This window comes from Candidatus Magnetominusculus xianensis, assembly GCA_001541255.1.
GTDB classification, from domain to species: domain Bacteria; phylum Nitrospirota; class Thermodesulfovibrionia; order Thermodesulfovibrionales; family Magnetobacteriaceae; genus Magnetominusculus; species Magnetominusculus xianensis.
In genome coordinates, this window is the sequence record LNQR01000085.1 from 1 (window position 1) to 19,938 (window position 19,938).

The following is a 19,938-nucleotide window of genomic DNA, read 5'->3' on the forward strand; positions in this document are numbered from 1 at the left end:
GAGAGCCGTATGCGGGAAATCCGCCTGTACGGTTCGGAGGGAGGGGAGGCGAAAACCTTCCCTACCCCTATCAGGAAAGCATCGGTCGTAGCTAAAAATATAGGCAATTCCTGCCTGATTTTTCAAATGCGTTTGCCCTGGCCTTTATGTCAATCTGATGACAATCAAACTGAAACCCTGTTGTGAAAGCAGAAAGCTATAACATCAAACGGTTGATATTGACCTACGTATTAGTCATGCTATCGGCCTATGGGGCAATACACCTCAAGATAATAAAAGAACTGAACACAGGTGAATTGCTGACAGAAATACTTACAATCCAAACAACAGAGATATTAAATATTTTACATTTAGACGCAACTTGTTCAGCCACTAAAATAACTATGACGCCACCAAGCAACAAACCGAATACGTTGAATGTTTTCGCAATGGATATTCGATTCGGCTGTAACGGCATTGAGGCGATGTTGATATACGCAGCCGCGGTTACCGCCTTCCCAGCCTCATGGAAAAGAAAATTAGCAGGGATATTCGTGGGCATTGTCTTAATCCACATAGCCAATGTAGGGAGAATTGTGGCATTAGCCTTTATTGGTGTTTACTATCCGAAACTTTTTCAATATTTCCACGTGTATATCCTTCAAGGGATGATGATAGCCTTTGCGCTTGTTATCTTTTTCGTCTACCTGCATTTGAATGCCACCAAGACTGCGTAAGAATATTTTAAAGGCGGCAGCGTTATTTATTGTCTCGTATATTGTTATTCTCGCGATATGGATGTATGTTAAGGAAATATATGGAACTGTTTTATTAAATGTAATTTCAAATATAGTCGGAATTCTCATGAACGCCGCATACGTGGATGTTTATAGAGAAGAAGACATGTTTACGGTAGTATTTGGCTCGTTGAAGATGGGAGAGAGGGCTGTACCGATGTCCATAAATTCATTTACGTATAATGTGCCCGTGGCCCTTGCGATTACAGCCGCGCTTATGCCGTTTATCAAAAGAAAAATGCGCGCGTTCTTTGAGTCTCTGTCGTTCCTCGTTCTTCTCCACATATTTTATGTTCTTATGCTGGAGGCCTTGTCGTTTACCATAGGAAATAGCATATTACATACTGTAAATGAATACTTTTTTCTGTTCATGCACAGAATCATGACAAGGAGTGAACCGTTTATTATCGGCCTTTATCTGTTTACAGTTCATAAGGAGTTGTAAAAAAACAACCATATCATCCTGAGCTTGGTGTCCATATCTGTATTTACAAAACAAGGCTCATACTGTTATGCTTAACAAGTTTCTGAACCGAAATCTTATAATCAGGGGATATTTTTAAGCACTTACTAATAGGGTTACATGATGAAAGATATAAACATTACATTCTGGGGACGGGTATCCCTGACTGCGCTTGTGCTTCTTACAGGGATTTATGTATTAACCGGTTATGCGGCTGGTGCTGTGTGTTCAGACAATGACGGCAGGACGTTTTCCTTTATCGTCTTTGGCGATAGCAGGGGAGCGCATTATGGAGTGAGTCCGATTTTAAAAAAACTTATTCAATCCATGACAGATCATGTTGAAGGCGATAAGCCAGCCCCGTCGTTTGCGGTATTTCTTGGAGATGCTGCATACCATGGAGGCAGAGACAATCTCAAAGAGTGGGAAGAAATCACAAGCGCCCTCACAGCGAAAATACCGGTGCTTTTCGTAAAAGGAAATCATGATATATATGGTAAATTAAATGGTTATTCTTATGACGGAGAGTTTCAGGAGTTCCAGCGTGAGAGGTTAGACTCAGGTGAAATCATTAATAGCCTCTGTGTCCAAAGACCCCATGGCGACGCCTATTCAGGCTTTTCTTTTATGTGGAATGGTTCGCTTTTTATTATTCTGGATACATATGATATGCAGATGCCAAATGGCCAGCGAAATGGCCAACGAAATGGATGGATAAGCCCGAGGCAGATAACACTGCTTAACTCAGCGCTTGATAATCACACTATGGCGCGGCATAAATTCGTATTCACACATACACCGGCATTCGACAACGGCATACACGGCAACATCACTCAGCCCCAGTACCTTGGCTCATGGAGCCACAGCTTTATGGATATGTGGAAGATAATCGACAAACACCGCGTGGATATAGTATTCTCCGCTCATAACCACTACTATGCCCGCAAAAAAATCGACTCAACCGTTGCACCGGAGTGGAAAAATGGTGTCTTACAAGTAATTACAGGCGGGGCAGGAGCGCCTTTATACGACCCTGAAAGCTGCGTAGGCGATATCTGCTTTAAGTACGACACACCCCCTAATATAGGGAAAACATACCACTTTATAATAGTCACAGTGGCCGCAAATGGCGTGTCATACAAGGTATATGACCTCGACGATAAGCTGGTCGAGGAGTATGTTATATCAACCGTTGAAAGAGAGCGAGGTACCATGAGATGAATATGACTGCCATATGGCTGCACGGACATCTGATAATAAATCATATACCAATGCTGTGGGCGGTGTTTGCCTTTATTTTATATTACTATGGGACGATTATAAAAAATAGCGATATACAGAAGGCGGCGCTGCTGGGTTTTGCAGTTACGGCAGCGCTGACATGGTGTGTGTTTCGCACTGGAGAGATTGCTGCCAGCTATGTGGCGGGCCTGCCGCTGCTGTCCTTAGATTATCTCTACGAGCATGAGCAATGGGCAGAGAAGTCGGCATGGGCCATTTATGCTGCCGGTGGGATTGCCTTTGTTGGAGCAGTAAAAATATGGCTGAGGAGACAGCTTCACGGGTTATTTTTCATCTTTTTTTCAATCGCAGCGGTTGCGGCCATATCACTCTCAGCGATAACCTCAGATATTGGCTCAAAGATTGCTAATTCGGCACTAAGGCCAAATTCCAAATTAATTAAGTCTTTAAACTATTCAGACTACAAGGAACAGAGGAAAAAAAGCGGCACACTTCAATCAGATAAGACCCCGGTATCTAATGAACTGACCATTAAGCCAGTCGTTACAGAAAAGCCGAACACTTCAGACACTGATAATCTGACAACTGCCACGCCCGTAACAAATGCTGCCGAAAAAATGCCGAATGAATAGCCGAATAAATAATTGGATAGATATATCAATAGAGAATAAAAACGGAATGACCGTCTGGCCCGGAGACCCGGAGTTTTCGTTGAAGCGCATCCACGAGATTGACAAGGGGGACATCCTAAACCTGTCGCTTATTACAATGACCTCACACACGGGGACGCATATGGACGCCCCTCTGCACTGGATAAGAGACGGCAAATCCATAGATGAGATGCCAATATCTATTACAGCAGGCCCGGCGCGCGTAATAGAGATAAAAGACCACGAATCGATAAAGGTATCGGAACTAAAAGACTATGGGCTGAAAAAAGGACAGAGGATACTCTTCAAAACTCGCAACTCCCACAAAGACAAATTCACCGAGGACTTCGTATATATCTCTGTTGAGGCTGCTGAACTCATAGTACAGACAGGAGCGCTGATGGTAGGGATTGACGCCCTGTCAGTAGGCGGTTTTCATGCCGATGGAAAGTTGATTCATACAACGCTGCTTGAGGCCGGGGTATGGATAATCGAGGGGCTTGGCCTGTCACAGGTCGAAGCAGGCGACTATGAGCTTATTTGCCTGCCGCTGAAACTAACAGGCTGCGACGGCGCCCCCTCAAGGGCTATCATAAGGAAACTGGCCGAATAGAATTACGGCTGCGGGAATATTTTCCTGCATAAAATCACATAGGAAAATAATGCCGTTTTTTTGACACCGTTATTGACACCCTTTCTGGCATCAAATCCCGAAATACACACTGGCATCAACCCTCGTGTACGGAATACCGCCAGTTCTATTGATAGCATTGAGCTGGCATATTAATTGCAGTATAATATCAAATTCCTGAAGGAACATTGGAGGTAGTAGAATATGAGAGTTAAGAATTTGACAGTGGTAGTTTTTATAAGTGTGGTGGTTGCGTTGGTGGTGTTTTCTGTATTCAGGGGGATGGAGTTTCGTGTTCTTTTCAACCCTGATGCGTTTATTATTGTTGTTGGGGGCACAGTCATTGGTATGATGTTAGGATTCCCGCTTGAGAGATTGAAAGCGACGTATAAAGAAATCGTCAACTCATTCAAAGACAAGGCCACAAAGGAATCTCTTATTGAAGAGATACTGCGTCTGGCAAGGATAAACAGGAATTCCGGCATCAGGTCATTTGAGAAAAGCATCGACACCATCGAGAATGATTTCCTGAGATTCGGTGCAAATCTGATTGTTAATAACTACAACGAAAAAACAATCAAAGAAATCATGGAACGCGAGATGGCCTCACGGGTTATAAACCAGACTTTCAGCCAAAACGTGTTGAGAACGCTTGCCCGCCTGATGCCGTCGCTTGGATTAGCAGGGACAGTTGTAACCCTAATAAAGATGTTTAAGGATTTTAACTCCGTAGAGACACTTGCCCCGCTGATGGCAGTTGCCCTTATGTCCACGTTTTATGGCGTGGTGCTGGCAAATCTGGCAGCCCTTCCGCTTTGTGCAAAACTCAAGGAGGACTCCATCAAATCAGGCTCCCTGATGATAATCGCAATTGAGGGCATTGCAGCGGTTTGCAATATTGAACACCCGACGAAGATAAAAGAGCGCCTCACAGGATACGAGCGGGAAGCTGCTCTGTTAAACGCTCCGCAGCCGACATTTTTAGGACGCCGTTATAAGACAGCACAGGTAGGCGGCGTAAGATAATGAACGATTCATACAGAAAATTAGTTGAGCACTCCAGCTCAGAAGCTGAGGACAATCTGTGGCTCATTACAATGACCGACCTGATGTCTCTGCTGTTGGTGTGCTTTCTGATGTTTTTTGTTATAACGAAAAGACAAGAGAAATCGGCTGAAAAGGTTCAGCAGCAGCCAGTTGTCAATCACCAGTCTGTTGAGATGGAAACGGCATCCAAAGAGGCCCCTGTTACATCTGTTGCTGCGGCTGAGATGACAGCATCAGAGACCTCAGTGCCAGAGAGCCAGAGCACTGAACCCGCAAGCAAGGTTATAGTGACAGAAAGCCAGATTGTTGACCAGGCCCCAACTGTTGATAAAACGGCAGCCGCTGACCCTGCCCCGGAGCTTGATGCAGTTATCAGGGCGCAAAGACTTGAAAATGATGTCACAGTTACCACTGCTGACAAAGGCATAGTGTTAACAATGAGGGAAAATGTAACCTTTGTGCCAGCCAGTGCGGTTATACTAAAGAAGTCGATGCCAGTTTTAGATAAAGTCTCAGAACTGATAAAGCGCCATCCATCGTATGTTATAGAAATAGATGGACACACAGACAACTCCCCTATCAACTCGCCGCTATATCCATCAAACTGGGAGCTGTCAACTGCAAGGGCAACAAGCGTATTACAGTATTTTATTAAAGTAAAAGGTGTTGACCCATCGGGGTTTACAGTAAAAGGTAATGGTGACAGCCGTCCTATAGCGCCAAACGATACTCCACATCACAGGGCTTTGAACAGGCGCGTAGAAATAAGGATTAAGGAAAAAACAATATAATGTTACAGGAGGACTTTATATTATGGCAGTAAGTATTGAAAAAATAACATCTAAGTCTATTCTAACAAGAAGTGGAATTGATGGGATAGACTACTGTGTAAATCCGTACATGGGGTGTATGCACGGGTGTTTATATTGCTATGCGATGTTTATGAAAAAGTACACCGGTCATGGTGAGGACTGGGGAGCATTCGTGGACATAAAGACAAATGCGGCAACTGTGTTGAGAAAACAGCTCCACAGCGCAAAACGCGGCAACGTCATCATAAGTTCGGTAACAGACCCGTACCAGCCGGTTGAGGCCCGTTACAAGGTGACAAGGCAGTGCCTTGAGGCGCTGCTTGAGTATCAATATCCGGTAGAGGTATTGACAAAGTCGCCGCTTATCCTGCGCGATACAGACCTTCTCAGCCAGTTTGAAGATGCTGAGGTAGGAATATCAATTACCACAGAAAACGACAGGATAAGGCGTGCATTTGAGCCGAAGACTGCCCCGATAGCAGTGCGAATCCGGACGCTTAAGGCGCTGCGCGAAAAAGGGATTAAGACGTATGTATTTATCGGCCCGGTGCTTCCAATGGAGCCAGAAGAGCTAGCGGCAAAGATTGGCCCGTATGCAGATTATGTCTTAATTGACAGAATGAACTACACGTCAAAGACAGTGAAGATATACAAGGATTTAAACTTGACCCAGTGGCTTGAAAAAGGATTTACGGAAAATGTCATCCTGAGGCTGAAAGACGCCCTCGGTACAAAGGCCATTGAAGTAAGAGGGGCACGCGCTGCAAGTACGTGCCGCTGTGCATAGCTATAACCTCCTCCCACAATTAATATAAAAGGATTCCTGCGAAAGCGGGAATCCGAATTTTTTTTAAATAGAATTTCTCACAGAAGGCGACCTCCAGAGCGCTCACATCCCGGTCAGCTTTTTGATAAACGACTCTGCGGCCTTCATCTCTTCCTTGACGGTGTCAGTCCCAACTATCAGCCCGTGATAATAACCCGCGATATGCAATGAGTCGTATAAACTATTAAATTCCCTGATTAGTTTTCCGTTATTGACAGACAGATGTTTTTTTAGAGCCGCAATATACCCGTCAACAGACTTAGGCAGTTCCTTGCGCGTAATACCCTTCTTCATAAGGGCCTCGTTAATCGCTTCGAGAATGGCAAGATACGCCGTACCAAAGGCCTCCCTGACTGGCTTCTTTTCAATGTAGATGTTGTCCTCTATCGGCGTATTCCTCAGTATGCTGCGGGCATTTTCAAGATAATGCATTGGATCGTGTTCTTTCGGTATCTTCTTTGGCATGATTTTATTATATAATGTAACCCGGTGTTTCGTCAATCAGACAATTTCTTAAGTTCTTTTAGCAGCTCAACTGCCGCCTCCGGCGTGGTATTATTTATGTCAATCTTCGATAGTCTTTGAACGACTGGATGGACAATAAGCGAGGAAAACAGGTCAAGTTGTGCAGCGGGTTTTCGTTTTTTACGAATAGTAAATCTGTTATCGTCTGAGCGGCCCTCATCGGGGGTGTCCTTTTTTTCAAGCTCGGCAAGAATATCCTTCGACCTGCCTATAATACCGTCTGGCAGCCCTGCAAGTCTTGCCACCTGTATCCCATAGCTCTTGTCGGCTGAACCTCTGACTATTTTTCTGACAAAGATTATCTCATCGCCCCACTCTTTTACCGAGACATTGTAGTTTTTGACCCCGCGTGTGGTTAAAGCCAGTTCTGTTAACTCGTTATAATGGGTAGCAAAGAGTGTCCTCGCGCCAACTTCATTTGCAATATACTCAGCAACTGCCCACGCAATACTGATGCCGTCAAATGTGCTTGTCCCCCTACCCACTTCGTCAAGTATTATAAGGCTTCTCTGAGTCGCGTTATTTATAATATTCGATGTCTCTATCATCTCTACCATGAATGTACTCTGCCCCATTGATAGATAATCGGACGCCCCGATTCTGGTAAAAATCCTGTCAACGATGCCGATTTCCGCCGCCTCAGCCGGTACAAACGACCCCATCTGCGCCATTAGCACAATCAGCGCCGTCTGGCGCATGAAAGTGGATTTCCCAGCCATGTTTGGGCCTGTTATAATATGGAGCTTTTCTTCGTCGAGGTCGAGGTATGTGTCGTTTGGGATGAAACGCTCAACCGTACTGGAGCGCTCAATTACGGGATGCCGCCCTTCAACAATGCGTATCTCTCCAGCGGCGGTTACTACGGGTTTGACATACCTGTTTTTCCTTGCAGTAACGGCCAATGCCTGTATGTAGTCCAGCGCTGCAACTGCCTGAGCTGTCTCTCTCAGTTCATTGGCATAGTAGAGTGCCTTATCAAGTAAATCCTTAAAACACTTGTACTCGAGGTTCTTTAGTTTTTCCTCGGCGCCAAGAATCTTATCTTCGTAGTCCTTTATCTCCGGCGTTACGTAGCGTTCAGCATTTGTGAGGGTTTGTTTTCTTATGTAATGGGCTGGAACGAGGTGGAGGTTCATCTTCGTTACCTCAATATAATAGCCAAAGACTTTGTTATAGGCTATCTTCAGGGAGTTTATCCCGGTAGCGGTACGCTCTTTACCCTCGAGTTCTGTCAGATATGTCTTTCCATTTGTTGACAACCGCCTTAGTTCATCTATTTCTTTGTTAAAACCGTCTCTGATTATCCAGCCGTCTTTTACTGTATTGGGTGGGGTGTCTACGATAGAATCATTTATCAATTGTATTAAAGATGTAAAATCGGTTATCAAATCAGAAACGGCGCACAAATATAGGTTATCGGCAGCCTTTAGGATTGCCTTCAGCTCCGGCATTGTCTCAACTGAGGTCTTTATGGCAATTAAGTCCCTCGCCGTAGCGGTTCCTTTGGTAAGCCTTGATGTGAGGCGCTCAACATCCTGAACTATTCTTAGTCTGGTTCTGAGTTCGTCTCTGAGCTTGAAGTCTGTGAACAGGTACTCAACGGCATCGAGTCTTTGCCGTATATCGTTCTTGTCGATAAGGGGTTTTATAATATTCTCACGCATGAATCTTGCCCCCATCGGCGTGAGTGTCTCATCCAGCACAGAGATAAGCGTTCCCTCAGTTGAGGAGTCCTTGAGGCTGTTTACAAGCTCAAGATTCCTTATCGCCGCCATATCTAAAAACATGAAGGCGTGGTTATTGAGTGTTCTGATCTTACTGAACTCCAGGCCGGTCTTTTGTGTCTCAATCAGATATGAAAGCAGCCCTCCGGCAGCTCGAACTGCCGCAGGCTTGTCCTCACAGCCAAATCCCTCAAGCGTTGAGACCTTAAAGAAATTAAGCGCTGTCCTATATGCTTCACTGTGGTCAAAGCAGTAGTCGTCATAGTAGGACGTAAAGTAGTTCTTTAGGATTGCTGAATAGTGTATGTCCTGCTTCAGGGATTGCGGACACAGGATTTCTCTAACTCCGAAGCGGTGTATCTCGTCTGAGATTGACTCAGATGTCTCATAAACAATGAACTGACCAGTCGATATATCAGCAATGGCAATGCCACAGACGCTGGCAGTGGGAAGAAAGCTCATAATAAAGGTATTTTCTTTAGGGTTGTCCGGTTCGTATGTGCCTGGGGTGGCTACCCTTGTAACCTCACGCCTTACGATGCCTTTTGCCAGAGCGGCGTCTTCGGTCTGTTCGCACACAGCAACCTTGTATCCTGCATTGACAAGTTTTTTCAGATATGCATCGGCGGCAAAATACGGCACTCCACACATGGGCACAGGGTCTTTCTTTGTCTTGTTTCTGGCGGTGAGTGCGATTTGCAGTACCTTTGAGGCAATAATGGCGTCATCACCAAACATCTCATAAAAATCACCAAGCCGAAAAAATAGTATGGCATCAGGATATGCCTTCTTTATCTCCCCGTGCTGCTTCATAACCGGGGTTGTCTCAATTAGTTTTTCTATAGAATCGCTCATATTAATGTTAACCGCAATTTAGGGTTTCCCGGCTGCAACAAGGCTTAAGTAAACAGAACCATTAACCGCTTCACCATAATATATCACAAAACGGCTATGACACGCAACTTTAGAAACATTGAGGAAACCGCTGAATTATTGCTATAATAACATATCAAGCAGAACCCAAAAAGGAGAGCCATGCTCTACGCGCAACTAATTGACTTAATAAAGACAGAATCCAAAACAGACGAATCAGATTTTGAGAAGGCTACGAATAAGATAAAAGGAGTTATCTTTTCGCTAAATAAAGAGCAACTGTTCCCGCTGGTCAAAGAAATAGGGGCAATCCCTGAAAATATAGACCACGACTCAACAGAAGAGAAATTATACGCAAAGACAAGTGACATTATCCTTGCCAAGTGTTTTCATGAATTAGGACTCCATGCCGATATAACAAGAGAACGAGCAAACTGTGCTGATATTGTAGCAAAAAGCCCCATACATGGTTATACACTTGTTGGCGACGCTAAGGCTTTTCGTTTAAGTAGAACTGCAAAGAACCAGAAAGATTTTAAAGTTAAATCAATGGTCGATTGGAAAGGTGATAATGATTACGCTGTTATTGCCTGCCCTTATTACCAATACCCCAACAGCCATAGCCAAATATATGGACAGGCTCTTGACGGCAATGTTTGTCTGTTTAGTTGGGAACATTTTGCCTATTTCTTAAAGTATAATATAAGAGAATCAAGAAAACTAAACCTTTCTTTTATTTGGAATTTATCAGCGGAACTCAGCAAGTCTGTAACAATCGGCAACAAGTACGATAGTTTCCATGTGCTTGGGAATGAGTTAATCTGTAAACATATAAAAACTGCACCAAACACATTGATTGATTATTTACATGAATCAAAACAAATTGTCATTTCAAGAGGTACAGATGAAATTGAATATTGGAATACCATAATCACTCAAATTCAGCTATACACAAAAGACCAGGCAATAACAGAACTTATCACAGCAATGAAAATCAACGAGAAAATCTCAGCAATCACAAAATATATAAAACGATTAACGGCGGCGTCATGAATAGCGACTACATAGATAGGATTACACATGGCGATTGCAATAGATTTTTGGGGGACCTCGATAACGAATCAATAGACTTGTTCTTATCTGATATTCCATACGGAATATGTCTTGACGATTGGGATGTCTTACATTCAAATACAAATTCGGCGTTGCTTGGTCAATCTCCAGCGCAAATAGGCAAGTCAGGATTTAAGAAACGTGGAAAACCAATAAATGGATGGTCGCAGGCAGATAGAAATATCGGAAGTGAATATAAACAATGGTGCCAGGCATGGGGCACACAGGTTTATCCTAAAATGAAAAAAGGCTCGTCACTTTTTGTTTTTAGTGGAAGGCGTACCATACATCAGGTCATTAATGCATTTGAAGATATTGGTTTTTTATTAAAAGATATGCTTGCGTGGAAGAAACCGTCGGCACATCATCGTGCACAACGAATAAGTATTGTCTATGACCGCCGTGGACTGTGCGATGCGTCTCAAAAGTGGGAAGGATGGAGACTTGGTAACTTAGCTCCAATTTTTGAACCTATTGCATGGTTTGTCAAGCCTTATAGAATTGGAGGGACAATTGCCGATAATGTTTTAGAAAACGAAGTTGGGGCAATAAACATCGAGGAATGTCTGATCAATGGAAGCTCACCCACCAACTTACTAGAATTTGATTATAAATCAAATGAAAAACGAATACACGAGGCTCAAAAACCATTGGCTCTTATTGAATTTCTCATCAAATTGACCACAAAAGAAGATCAAATCATCTTAGACCCTTTCATGGGTTCTGGGACGACAGCCATTGCCGCGCGGCGCTTAAAGAGACATTTTATAGGGTTTGAAATTGATTACTCATTCTACGAAACTGCAATTGTGAGGTTGAAAGAGGAGGCAGGGCAATATCATAATAAACCAAAGCCGCTGACATTACCTTTATTTGACTAAAAAACCGAATCACTGTCAATATTTACTTATACCAGTGCCTTTGATTTTTTTGTATATTTTCTTTACTGTCCTGACTGCCCCGGGAATCAGCTTTTCTATGATTAACTTCCTCTCAAGCAAGTATACCACAGGTTTAGAGGCAAGCACCCGTATCAACCCGCGTGGCAGTCTGAGTTTAAGCATAACCAGGAGCAGAGTTGTATAGTGAATCTTGTTTTGCCTGTGCCAATGCCATGTCTTCAACTGGTAGTCTGTTGATGTATCAAGGATGTTTTCCTTGACTGCCTTGTTACAAAGCGCCGTACCGTTATAAAACACCAGCGAACTGATCCCTATCATGGCCTTTGGCGGCATGTTGTCTAATAAATAATTAATTGTAAACAAGGTATCTTCCACCTTTTCCCATGGATTGTCAACAATTAAATCGATGATAAGGGGAAATCCTGGATACCTTTCGGAGAAAAACCGCAAGACCTCGTCAATGTTTTTGTTGACAGATGTGCGGCGGTATATCTCCTCTGTATTGGCTGACCGGCCTTGCAGCCCTACCTGAGTTGCCATCATGCCACAGCCTATTAGATGCGTGAGCAGCTCCTCTGTAAAATAGACGGGCGCAAAAAAACACTTGAATGTCAATCCGTATTTTTTAAATAAACTAGCTGTCTCTCTGATATCCTTCCTTATTATAAATGAATCGTCTTCGACAGATAATTCAGTAACAAATGGAAAATGTTCTTTTACCCAGAGAATCTCTTTTTCTATTACTTCTATATTTTTAAAGCGCACTTTTGGCGCCTGTACTTTTTTCAGGATATTGTTTGCGCAGTAGGAACAGTTATCAGGGCAGCCGCGCGCCGTCTCCATTCTGTATAGATAAGCAGGTTCCTTCGAGGCGGAATCTGCCCAAAATGCCATAGATGGTTTATAATCGTCAAATGATCTAATCGCCATTATCTCATCGGCGTGTTCGATGTAAACGAAGTGCCCATCAGGGCCATAGTCTGGAAGCGGCAATGAGGAAATATCATGTATGTACTCAAGCTCTGGATAGCTCTGGCCGCGAAAATATATATTTTTAATGGCGATAGGCGTGCTCCCTGCCTCAAGCTGTCTTACAAGCTCAAGCATCGCATACTCACCGTCGCCAACGCAGGCTGCATCGGCATAGTCAAGTGCCTTTTGAGGGTTCAGGGTTGGAAACACACCCCCAAGTATAACAAAGTTATCGTCGCGCTTGAGCGCCTTTGTCAACTCCGCCCCTGCCTGCATGTAGTTATCCATAAGGGTAATCCCTACTACGGCAGAGCCTTTTGTCATAACCCTGAGCCTCTCAAGCAGGCTCTCAGAATAGCTGACCTGACAAAAAGGCGATACATTCCACCCCGATTCGATTGACGGCGTGGGAAGAAATATCATCTGCGTGTCATACCCCGCATTTTTCAGTACCGCAGATATAGATCTGAGGCCAGCATTATATAAAGAACCATACGGCGATATTAAACTTATCTGCAAGACACCCTCCTTCTATATATTATACAAATATACCACCGGATAATAGAACATGAATTCACTGTTGAATATTATTTTAAACCCCTACAGCAAGCGCCTTCTCCCTTATCGTCTTTATCTTGTCCCTGATGGTGGCGGCACGTTCAAAGTCAAGTTTCCCTGCCGCTTCTCTCATCTCCAGCTCAAGCGCCTTCAGCTTATTGTCGTCGAAGGCATCAAGGATTTCAATATCACTGTCTGACGGCTCTACAGGTACTGTCCAGTAATCGGCCTCATATATTGTTGCAAGTATGTTCTTTATGTTGTTGATTACAGTCTCTGGGGTTATACCCATCTCTTCATTATACTGGAGCTGCTTTTTTCGGCGCCTGGTGGTTTCGTCCATTGCGCGGCGCATAGAGCCTGTTATAGTGTCTGCGTAGAGCAGTACTTTACTGTTTACGTTTCTGGCGCCGCGTCCTGCCGTTTGAATCAGGGATTTTTCACTCCTTAAGAATCCCTCCTTATCGGCGTCAAATATGGCCACAAGCGATACCTCCGGTAAATCCAGCCCCTCCCTCAGGAGGTTTACCCCGACCAGACAGTCAAACACACCCATGCGTAAGTCCTGAAGTATCTTCACCCGGTCAAGCGTATCAATATCTGAGTGCAGGTAGCGCGTCCTTATACCCAGTTCATTGTAATACTCTGAGAGGTCTTCGGCCATTTTCTTTGTCAGCGTTGTCACCAGCACACGCTCTTTCCTTTCAGTTACTAACCTGATTTCTCTTATCAGGTCATCAACCTGACCACTTACAGGCCGAACAAACATTTCAGGGTCTAGCAGCCCCGTTGGTCTGATGATTTGCTCGACAATATTACCCTCTGCCCTGTTGAGTTCATATTTTGCCGGTGTTGCTGAGACATAGATAACAGCCTTTAAGCGCCCCTCAAACTCTGCAAATCTTAACGGCCTGTTGTCCAGCGCCGATGGGAGCCTGAAGCCGTAGTCTATGAGGGTTTGCTTTCTAACCTTGTCGCCTTCGTACATGCCGCCTATCTGTGGTATGGTTACGTGGGATTCGTCTATGACGATTAACATGTCATCGGGGAAGTAATCGATAAGCGTAAATGGGGGCTGCCCCGGTGCCCTGCCGCTTAAGTGGCGCGAGTAGTTTTCTATCCCATTGCAAAATCCGAACTCCTTCAGCATCTCAAGGTCAAACATGGTGCGCTGTTCGATTCTCTGCGCCTCTGCAGGTTTCCCTTGCCTCAGAAAATATTCAACCTGGGCGCGCATCTCCCTTTTAATCCCTGCAAGGGCGCCTTCGATTCTCTCCCGCGGTGTTATCCAGTGAGAACGGGGATATATGGCAGCCGTCTTCAGACGCCTCAGCCGCAGCCCCGAAATCGGGTCAAACTCATAGATTGCATCAATGTCATCGCCAAAGTACTCCACCCTGATCCCTTTGTCCATTGAAAAGGCCGGAAATACCTCTACGATGTCGCCGCGTACCCTGATGGTGCCGCGTTTAAACTCCCTCTCCCGCCGCTCATACTGTAGCGCTGTGAGCTGCTCTAACAGAGAGGCTCTGCTAATAGAATCGCCCTCTTTTATAACAAGGTGCATCCCCAAGTAGTCCTCCGGTGAACCGATGCCGTAGATACAAGACACAGAGGCCACCACAATTGAGTCGCGCCGCTCAAGGACGGACATCGTTGCCGAGTGCCTGAGTCTGTCTATGTCTTCGTTTACCATGGCGTCTTTTGCGATGTAGGTGTCGGTCTTGGGGATGTAGGCCTCCGGCTGATAGTAATCATAGTAGCTGACGAAGTACTCGACGGCATTTTGAGGGAATAACTCCTTGAACTCGCCATAGAGCTGGGCTGCAAGGGTCTTATTGTGTGCGATGACCAGCGCTGGTAGTCCCAAATTGGCTATGACGTTGGCTATTGTAAAGGTCTTACCGGAGCCTGTTACACCTAAGAGTACCTGTTGTCTGCCATTGATGGCGCCTGTAGTGAGCGCGGTTATTGCCTCCGGCTGGTCTCCCTTAGGCGTAAAACCGGTTATAAGTTTAAAATCCCCCACGACATAAATTATAACTTAAACTGAGGGATAATGGGTATTACGGCGCAAAAACTATGTAACACGCTCAAGTATGATAAGGCATTAAAAATATTTTTGCGTACCCAAACTTTTTTATTGATTAATACTTATGTTTATGTTATAATGCCAGCTGTAATGATTTCGTTTGAAAAACGATTCTATGACAGCATAAGAGAAGGCAGGATAACGCTGGCCTTCAGACACTGGGATACCCTTCGGGTGTTGAGGGGGAAGATTTACCGGTCACATAATATTGGTCTCTTGCGGATTATCGATGTAGACTTCAAGAGGATTCAGAATATCACAATTGATGAGATTAAAAGGTGTGGATTTGAGACTATCGAGGAGTTTAACGCAGACTTCTCTTTACACGCGGAGACAGAGGTAGATTTCGAAAGGGACAGGGCTGTTAAAATTGAGTTCGAGTATATTGGTGAGGACATCGAAAACTATAAGAAATCAATGGGAAATGTAAAGGACTCAGAGATTTTTAATATTAAAGAGCAGCTCCTGGTTCTTGAGCAAAGAAACCAGGCCCCGTGGATACGCAAGACGCTTCAGATATTAAAGGACCAGGGTTATATCCTGTCAAAGGACCTTGAGCCGGAAATAGATATTCCTTCTGATACGATAAAGAATTTTATGAGAAACCTCAAGGCCCTGCACCTGATCTCAACAAATACGAGAAAAGGTTACTCAATAACCCCATTAGGCTCAAAACTCCTTCGCCACTTATGCAGTAAAGACGACGAACAATAATTTTATAATTATGTTTTTGTGACAAAATTATGTCAAATGATGATTGTTCAGTTTTAAATTCTATTGTAAATTATTAGTTGTTTTTATATAATTGATAAATGTGGTTTGCTCGGCGTATTATGTAACTCTGAAGGGGAGTGGCAGTTATGGCGGAAATTGCAAATAAGATAGGGCGTTATGAGATAGTAGAAAGGCTTGGTGAAGGCGCTATGGGGGTGGTTTATAAGGCACATGATACCATAATTGACCGCACAGTGGCGATAAAAACAGTCAAGATGACCAACACCCATAACCCTGCTGCACACAGCTTGATAAAGCAATTTTGCAACGAGGCAAAAATCGCCGGACGCCTGTCTCATCCAAACATAGCCGTAATCCACGACGTAGGAGAGCAGGACAGCTCATTTTATCTTGTCTTTGAATATGTAAAAGGGGTTACGCTAAAGGATTTAATTCTGAGGCAGGAGAAAATCCCGATAAACGATAAGATTGCACTCATAATACTCTTAGCCCGCACACTGCACTATGCCCATCAGCACGGGGTCATACACAGGGACATTAAACCAGCCAATGTAATGGTGCTTGATGACTTACAGATTAAGGTTATGGATTTTGGTATAGCGGTACTGGACACGCAGGCCAGCAAGCTCGACGACACTATGGGGATTTTTACAGGGACGCCGTATTACATGTCGCCGGAGATGGTTAGAGAGGAAAAGATAGACAAGCTGACCGATGTTTTTTCATTAGGGGTGCTGTCGTATGAGTTTCTGACAGGCGTTAAGCCTTTTATGGGTGTGAATTTTAAGGAGCTGTTTGAGTGTATAGAAACTAAAGAGCCTGAACCACCACAAAGCATTGCCCCATCGATAAATGAAACCGTCAGCCATTACATCATGAAAACGCTTGAGAAAGACAAGCAGAAACGTTATCAGTCAGCAGGTGAATTTGCTGATGCCCTTGAGTTTTACATGGAGGCAAGAAATAAGACAAAAACCGTGATTGTCTCGCAGTCGCCTGATTTTAACAAACTTGGGTTGATAAAAATGCTCCAGGACAGGTATTTATTTTTTTCAGATTTCACTGAAGAGGAGATGTTGACGTTATTTTCACTAAGCGGAAAAAAGATATTCAGAAAAGGCTCTACAATATTTAAAGAGGCCTCAGTAGACGATAAGATGTACATAATAATAGCAGGGCAGGTTAAACTCATAAAGAGGTCACAGTATAATGGAAAGGTTACACTGCTTAAGGAGTTGAAGAGCGGCGATTGTTTTGGAGAGTTAGGGTTTTTAAACAACTCACCGCGCTATGCTGCCGCAATACCTGAAACCGACACAGTCTGCATACTAATAAGCGACACTGTACTAAGGAAATCAGAACCATATATCTGTTTAAAACTCTATAAAAATCTGAGTGTCATGCTCTCAGAGCGCATCCGCCAGAGCGACGAAAGGATCTGCAGACTCACACTCGAAATCGAAGCGCTGAAGGCCACCACAGTTCCACCAATAAAATAGCTGAGATGATTAGTCCCATGAGGTTATTAACGCTCACCGCAGGACCTTGTACATATTTAAATGTTAAAATAATATTTATAAAACTTAAAGACTAATTGTAAATTCTCTGTGCAAAATTGTAGAATTTCAGCTGTGCTGCAAAACGAAGGTAATATGCATGATTTGTTATAGATGTAAAAACAACATCCCAAACGACGCAGTAAAATGTCCCGTATGCGGCGTGAAGACTATGCCCTTTGTCGGGGCCAAGGCGTGTCCGCGCTGCGGCACGGTCAATCCGGTCAGCGCAAGGTTCTGTATAAGTGACGGCTATTCATTTGTGGAAGAGGAAGGACAGACCGTCCACGATGAAGACGATCGTGATGAAGGGTATGACGAAGAAAATGAGGAGGAAACGGCAACGGCTGCATCAAAAAAACACGGTATATTAAGGCTGTTCATGTGGCTGCTAATAGCTATTGTTTGTCTTATAGGGTCTGCAGTGGCGGGTTATCACATATTCAAACCTAAGACCTATCAGATTGAGACTCAGGCTATGGATGCCCTTGCAGGCGCGGGGCTTAAAAATATTTCAGTTAAGGTTGATCTCAGCAAAACGGCTAAATTAGCTGGCACTGCGAAGAACGCAGACGAAAAGGCATTCGCCGAGGTTATTGTACAAAAGATACCGAAAGTAGCCAGGGTAGAAAACAACATAATCGTCATGCAAGTCGTTCCAAAACCTGAAGAACTTGAGAAAGCAATCAATAAGTCATTGAATAGTCAAGGTTTTCCAGGCATTGTGGTAAGCGTTAACACTGCCCTTGCAGCGTCAGTAATAGGAACAGTACCAAGCGAGTACGACAGAAACAAGGTACTGTCCATTGTAAAGACAAATAAGGACGTAAAAGACATCAAGGATAACCTCAATGTTGACGCCACTTTAGCCCAACCCGCTGCTACTGTTCAACCCCTGTCACCCCCAACATCCCCGCCATCACGTCCAGTTCCCCCCACACCTCAACCCGCAGAACCCAATGAGCAAACCGACGCCCCTGCCCCGGTTCAATCTGTGTCAACCCCTAAGCCTGCACCAGAACCAGCGCGCCAGCCGCAGCCCACGGCTGTTATAGCGCCGCAGCCAGCGCCCGGCACTCTTGAGTCATCTATCAACAGTGCCCTTAAAAATGCCGGACTGACAAAAGTCACTGCCGAGGTCAACGAAAACCTCGATGTCACACTAAAGGGAACTGTCTCAAGCACGAGAGATAAAAATAAGGCATTTGATACAACAAAACAAGTCAAGGGTACTAAGAAAATAAAAGATAAGGTATTTGTCGTCGAACAGTAAATAAGGAGGACTCAGCTATGAGGAGTTTTTTCAGGCTATTAATTATAACCGTATCAGTATCTGTTTTGATAACGGGATGTGCTAAACCAACAACTGTCGCACCGCCTGCAAAACAGGAGGAGTTAGAGCCAGTCGCAAATACAGAGACAATCAAAATAGACGCCTACACACTGAAACCTCAGACTGCCCATCCTGGCTCAACCATAGAAATCTCGATACAGTATTCGTTGCATTTACCTAAAAACAAGAGTTTAGTTGAAGTTACTGAAGTCAGAACTTTAATTATGGGCAAGGAACATATTGAATTATCGCGCAAAAAAATTATTCGCTCTGAAGGCTCTCACAAATCTGCGATAAAATTCACTCTGCCAATGGATATAGAAAAAGGCGGCTACACCATACAGACCGTTATTTCAACTCCCACGCTGAAAAAAACAATAGAAGATACGTTGACTATCAAAAAGAAGGGGAGATGATTAATGCTGTATGTATTTTTAAAGGCAGCGCGGCACCGTGTTGCCTAAAGTAAAAATATTAGAGTCTTTGCCTCACGACGAAATATAAGCATAGGTGTTATCGTCGAAGTCAATGGTTGTTTACGCGAAGCCTCAGGCGGGTTCCTGAAGCCTTTCCTGCAGGCGTGTTATATCAGCTCTGCATGATTTAGAGAGCCATACTGGTAGTTGAAGCCTATCGCCTGTAGTACGTGCAGCAATACCCTTTGATAAGGAGTTAAAGGCTTATCGTTTTTTTTTGGAGCTGCTCTCGTCTACAGGTTGGAAAAAGTTCGTATACAGCCTTAGATAGCCGTAAAGAACGTTTAGTATCTAAACACACATGAATAGTGTCAAGATTCGCCCCCGCCCATGAAAATTGAGAGACGATTTTTTTAGTGGTTTTTCATTTGTGGTTACATACCACGATATCGGAAATCGATGCACAGGTTGTTGCGGCAATGGAGCCGTATAAGCGGGGTTTATTACAAACCATTCCAGGCATATAATGGATATGTAATGAAAAAGGCGTAGAATCATCGCAAAAAAACGGTCAAAGACGGTAAGGGAAGTTTTGTGTCTTTGCTGCGTATTCCGGCGAAACCGACCATCCGTTCCGGTCATGTCGACCACCTGAGAAATCATCTTTACACTGGACAGCATTATCAAACATT

At 44.1% G+C, this 19,938-nt stretch carries 19 protein-coding genes; 15 read left to right on the top strand and 4 right to left on the bottom strand.

The window, feature by feature from the left end:
- From ASN18_RS17575 to ASN18_RS12195, 9 genes are all read left to right on the top strand, one after another.
- A partial coding sequence (locus ASN18_RS17575) for a hypothetical protein (RefSeq protein ID WP_236861719.1) occupies positions 1-186 on the top strand: 186 nt, incomplete at its 5' end.
- On the top strand, positions 183-716 hold the full coding sequence (locus tag ASN18_RS12160; RefSeq protein ID WP_085053022.1) for an archaeosortase/exosortase family protein: 534 nt from the start codon (positions 183-185) through the stop codon (positions 714-716). The genes ASN18_RS17575 and ASN18_RS12160, both read left to right, overlap by 4 nt.
- A 127-nt stretch (positions 717-843) precedes the next feature.
- The gene (locus ASN18_RS12165; RefSeq protein ID WP_157072968.1) at positions 844-1,221 is read left to right on the top strand and encodes a hypothetical protein; all 378 of its coding nucleotides are present in this window, start codon (positions 844-846) and stop codon (positions 1,219-1,221) included.
- A 138-nt stretch (positions 1,222-1,359) separates the two neighbouring features.
- Positions 1,360-2,460: a metallophosphoesterase family protein gene (locus tag ASN18_RS12170; RefSeq protein ID WP_085053024.1), complete on the top strand. Its 1,101-nt coding sequence runs from the start codon at positions 1,360-1,362 to the stop codon at positions 2,458-2,460.
- Positions 2,461-2,462: 2 nt separating this feature from the next.
- The gene (locus tag ASN18_RS12175; protein WP_085053025.1) at positions 2,463-3,113 is read left to right on the top strand and encodes a hypothetical protein; all 651 of its coding nucleotides are present in this window, start codon (positions 2,463-2,465) and stop codon (positions 3,111-3,113) included.
- Positions 3,106-3,744 carry a cyclase family protein gene (locus ASN18_RS12180; RefSeq protein ID WP_085053026.1) on the top strand — a complete coding sequence of 213 codons (639 nt, stop codon included), beginning with the start codon at positions 3,106-3,108 and terminating at the stop codon, positions 3,742-3,744. Before ASN18_RS12175 ends, ASN18_RS12180 begins: the two co-directional genes overlap by 8 nt.
- Positions 3,745-3,966: 222 nt before the next feature.
- Complete coding sequence (locus tag ASN18_RS12185; protein WP_085053027.1) at positions 3,967-4,788, top strand: motility protein A; 822 nt, start codon at positions 3,967-3,969, stop codon at positions 4,786-4,788.
- Entirely contained in the window at positions 4,788-5,600 is an 813-nt protein-coding gene (locus ASN18_RS12190; RefSeq protein ID WP_085053028.1) for an OmpA/MotB family protein, read from the top strand. The genes ASN18_RS12185 and ASN18_RS12190 overlap by 1 nt, the downstream gene beginning before the upstream one ends.
- Before the next feature lie 22 nt (positions 5,601-5,622).
- A complete protein-coding gene (locus ASN18_RS12195; RefSeq protein ID WP_085053029.1) occupies positions 5,623-6,408 on the top strand; it encodes an SPL family radical SAM protein in 786 nt (261 codons plus the stop codon).
- 102 nt (positions 6,409-6,510) lie between these two features.
- Here the strand turns inward: ASN18_RS12195 and ASN18_RS12200 are convergent, their stop codons facing one another.
- Positions 6,511-6,912 (bottom strand): DUF5618 family protein, encoded by a 402-nt coding sequence (locus ASN18_RS12200; protein ID WP_157072969.1) that lies wholly within the window; start codon positions 6,910-6,912, stop codon positions 6,511-6,513.
- A gap of 32 nt (positions 6,913-6,944) precedes the next feature.
- Positions 6,945-9,551, bottom strand: coding sequence for a DNA mismatch repair protein MutS (mutS, locus tag ASN18_RS12205; protein WP_085053031.1), 2,607 nt, complete (start codon positions 9,549-9,551; stop codon positions 6,945-6,947).
- 180 nt (positions 9,552-9,731) lie between these two features.
- Here mutS and ASN18_RS12210 point away from each other — a divergent pair, with 180 nt between their 5' ends.
- Positions 9,732-10,622 (top strand): HindIII family type II restriction endonuclease, encoded by an 891-nt coding sequence (locus ASN18_RS12210; RefSeq protein WP_085053032.1) that lies wholly within the window; start codon positions 9,732-9,734, stop codon positions 10,620-10,622.
- A complete protein-coding gene (locus ASN18_RS12215) occupies positions 10,619-11,563 on the top strand; it encodes a DNA-methyltransferase (RefSeq protein ID WP_085053033.1) in 945 nt (314 codons plus the stop codon). The genes ASN18_RS12210 and ASN18_RS12215 overlap by 4 nt, the downstream gene beginning before the upstream one ends.
- A gap of 15 nt (positions 11,564-11,578) precedes the next feature.
- Here the strand turns inward: ASN18_RS12215 and ASN18_RS12220 are convergent, their stop codons facing one another.
- Positions 11,579-13,075, bottom strand: coding sequence for a B12-binding domain-containing radical SAM protein (locus ASN18_RS12220; RefSeq protein ID WP_085053034.1), 1,497 nt, complete (start codon positions 13,073-13,075; stop codon positions 11,579-11,581).
- Positions 13,076-13,148: 73 nt separating this feature from the next.
- Positions 13,149-15,143 (bottom strand): excinuclease ABC subunit UvrB, encoded by a 1,995-nt coding sequence (gene uvrB / locus ASN18_RS12225; RefSeq protein WP_085053035.1) that lies wholly within the window; start codon positions 15,141-15,143, stop codon positions 13,149-13,151.
- Between the two features lie 153 nt (positions 15,144-15,296).
- On the opposite strand from uvrB, the gene ASN18_RS12230 reads away from it, so the two are divergent.
- The 4 genes from ASN18_RS12230 (at position 15,297) to ASN18_RS12245 (ending at position 19,246) form a co-directional block, all read left to right on the top strand.
- Complete coding sequence (locus ASN18_RS12230) at positions 15,297-15,920, top strand: ASCH domain-containing protein (RefSeq protein WP_157072970.1); 624 nt, start codon at positions 15,297-15,299, stop codon at positions 15,918-15,920.
- A 146-nt stretch (positions 15,921-16,066) separates the two neighbouring features.
- A complete protein-coding gene (locus ASN18_RS12235; RefSeq protein ID WP_085053037.1) occupies positions 16,067-17,440 on the top strand; it encodes a serine/threonine-protein kinase in 1,374 nt (457 codons plus the stop codon).
- 157 nt (positions 17,441-17,597) lie between these two features.
- Positions 17,598-18,770: a BON domain-containing protein gene (locus ASN18_RS12240; protein WP_085053038.1), complete on the top strand. Its 1,173-nt coding sequence runs from the start codon at positions 17,598-17,600 to the stop codon at positions 18,768-18,770.
- Positions 18,771-18,787: 17 nt separating this feature from the next.
- On the top strand, positions 18,788-19,246 hold the full coding sequence (locus tag ASN18_RS12245; RefSeq protein ID WP_085053039.1) for a hypothetical protein: 459 nt from the start codon (positions 18,788-18,790) through the stop codon (positions 19,244-19,246).
- The last annotated feature ends 692 nt before the right edge of the window (positions 19,247-19,938 follow it).

What these genes read in the sequence shown, in the direction of transcription:
- ASN18_RS12165 (WP_157072968.1), top strand. Translation starts at nt 844, where the DNA reads ATGAACGCCGCATACGTGGATGTTTATAGAGAAGAAGACATGTTTACG.
- ASN18_RS12170 (WP_085053024.1), top strand. Translation starts at nt 1,360, where the DNA reads ATGATGAAAGATATAAACATTACATTCTGGGGACGGGTATCCCTGACT.
- ASN18_RS12175 (WP_085053025.1), top strand. Translation starts at nt 2,463, where the DNA reads ATGACTGCCATATGGCTGCACGGACATCTGATAATAAATCATATACCA.
- ASN18_RS12180 (WP_085053026.1), top strand. Translation starts at nt 3,106, where the DNA reads ATGAATAGCCGAATAAATAATTGGATAGATATATCAATAGAGAATAAA.
- ASN18_RS12185 (WP_085053027.1), top strand. Translation starts at nt 3,967, where the DNA reads ATGAGAGTTAAGAATTTGACAGTGGTAGTTTTTATAAGTGTGGTGGTT.
- ASN18_RS12190 (WP_085053028.1), top strand. Translation starts at nt 4,788, where the DNA reads ATGAACGATTCATACAGAAAATTAGTTGAGCACTCCAGCTCAGAAGCT.
- ASN18_RS12195 (WP_085053029.1), top strand. Translation starts at nt 5,623, where the DNA reads ATGGCAGTAAGTATTGAAAAAATAACATCTAAGTCTATTCTAACAAGA.
- ASN18_RS12200 (WP_157072969.1), bottom strand. Translation starts at nt 6,912, where the DNA reads ATGCCAAAGAAGATACCGAAAGAACACGATCCAATGCATTATCTTGAA.
- mutS (WP_085053031.1), bottom strand. Translation starts at nt 9,551, where the DNA reads ATGAGCGATTCTATAGAAAAACTAATTGAGACAACCCCGGTTATGAAG.
- ASN18_RS12210 (WP_085053032.1), top strand. Translation starts at nt 9,732, where the DNA reads ATGCTCTACGCGCAACTAATTGACTTAATAAAGACAGAATCCAAAACA.
- ASN18_RS12215 (WP_085053033.1), top strand. Translation starts at nt 10,619, where the DNA reads ATGAATAGCGACTACATAGATAGGATTACACATGGCGATTGCAATAGA.
- ASN18_RS12230 (WP_157072970.1), top strand. Translation starts at nt 15,297, where the DNA reads ATGATTTCGTTTGAAAAACGATTCTATGACAGCATAAGAGAAGGCAGG.
- ASN18_RS12235 (WP_085053037.1), top strand. Translation starts at nt 16,067, where the DNA reads ATGGCGGAAATTGCAAATAAGATAGGGCGTTATGAGATAGTAGAAAGG.
- ASN18_RS12240 (WP_085053038.1), top strand. Translation starts at nt 17,598, where the DNA reads ATGATTTGTTATAGATGTAAAAACAACATCCCAAACGACGCAGTAAAA.
- ASN18_RS12245 (WP_085053039.1), top strand. Translation starts at nt 18,788, where the DNA reads ATGAGGAGTTTTTTCAGGCTATTAATTATAACCGTATCAGTATCTGTT.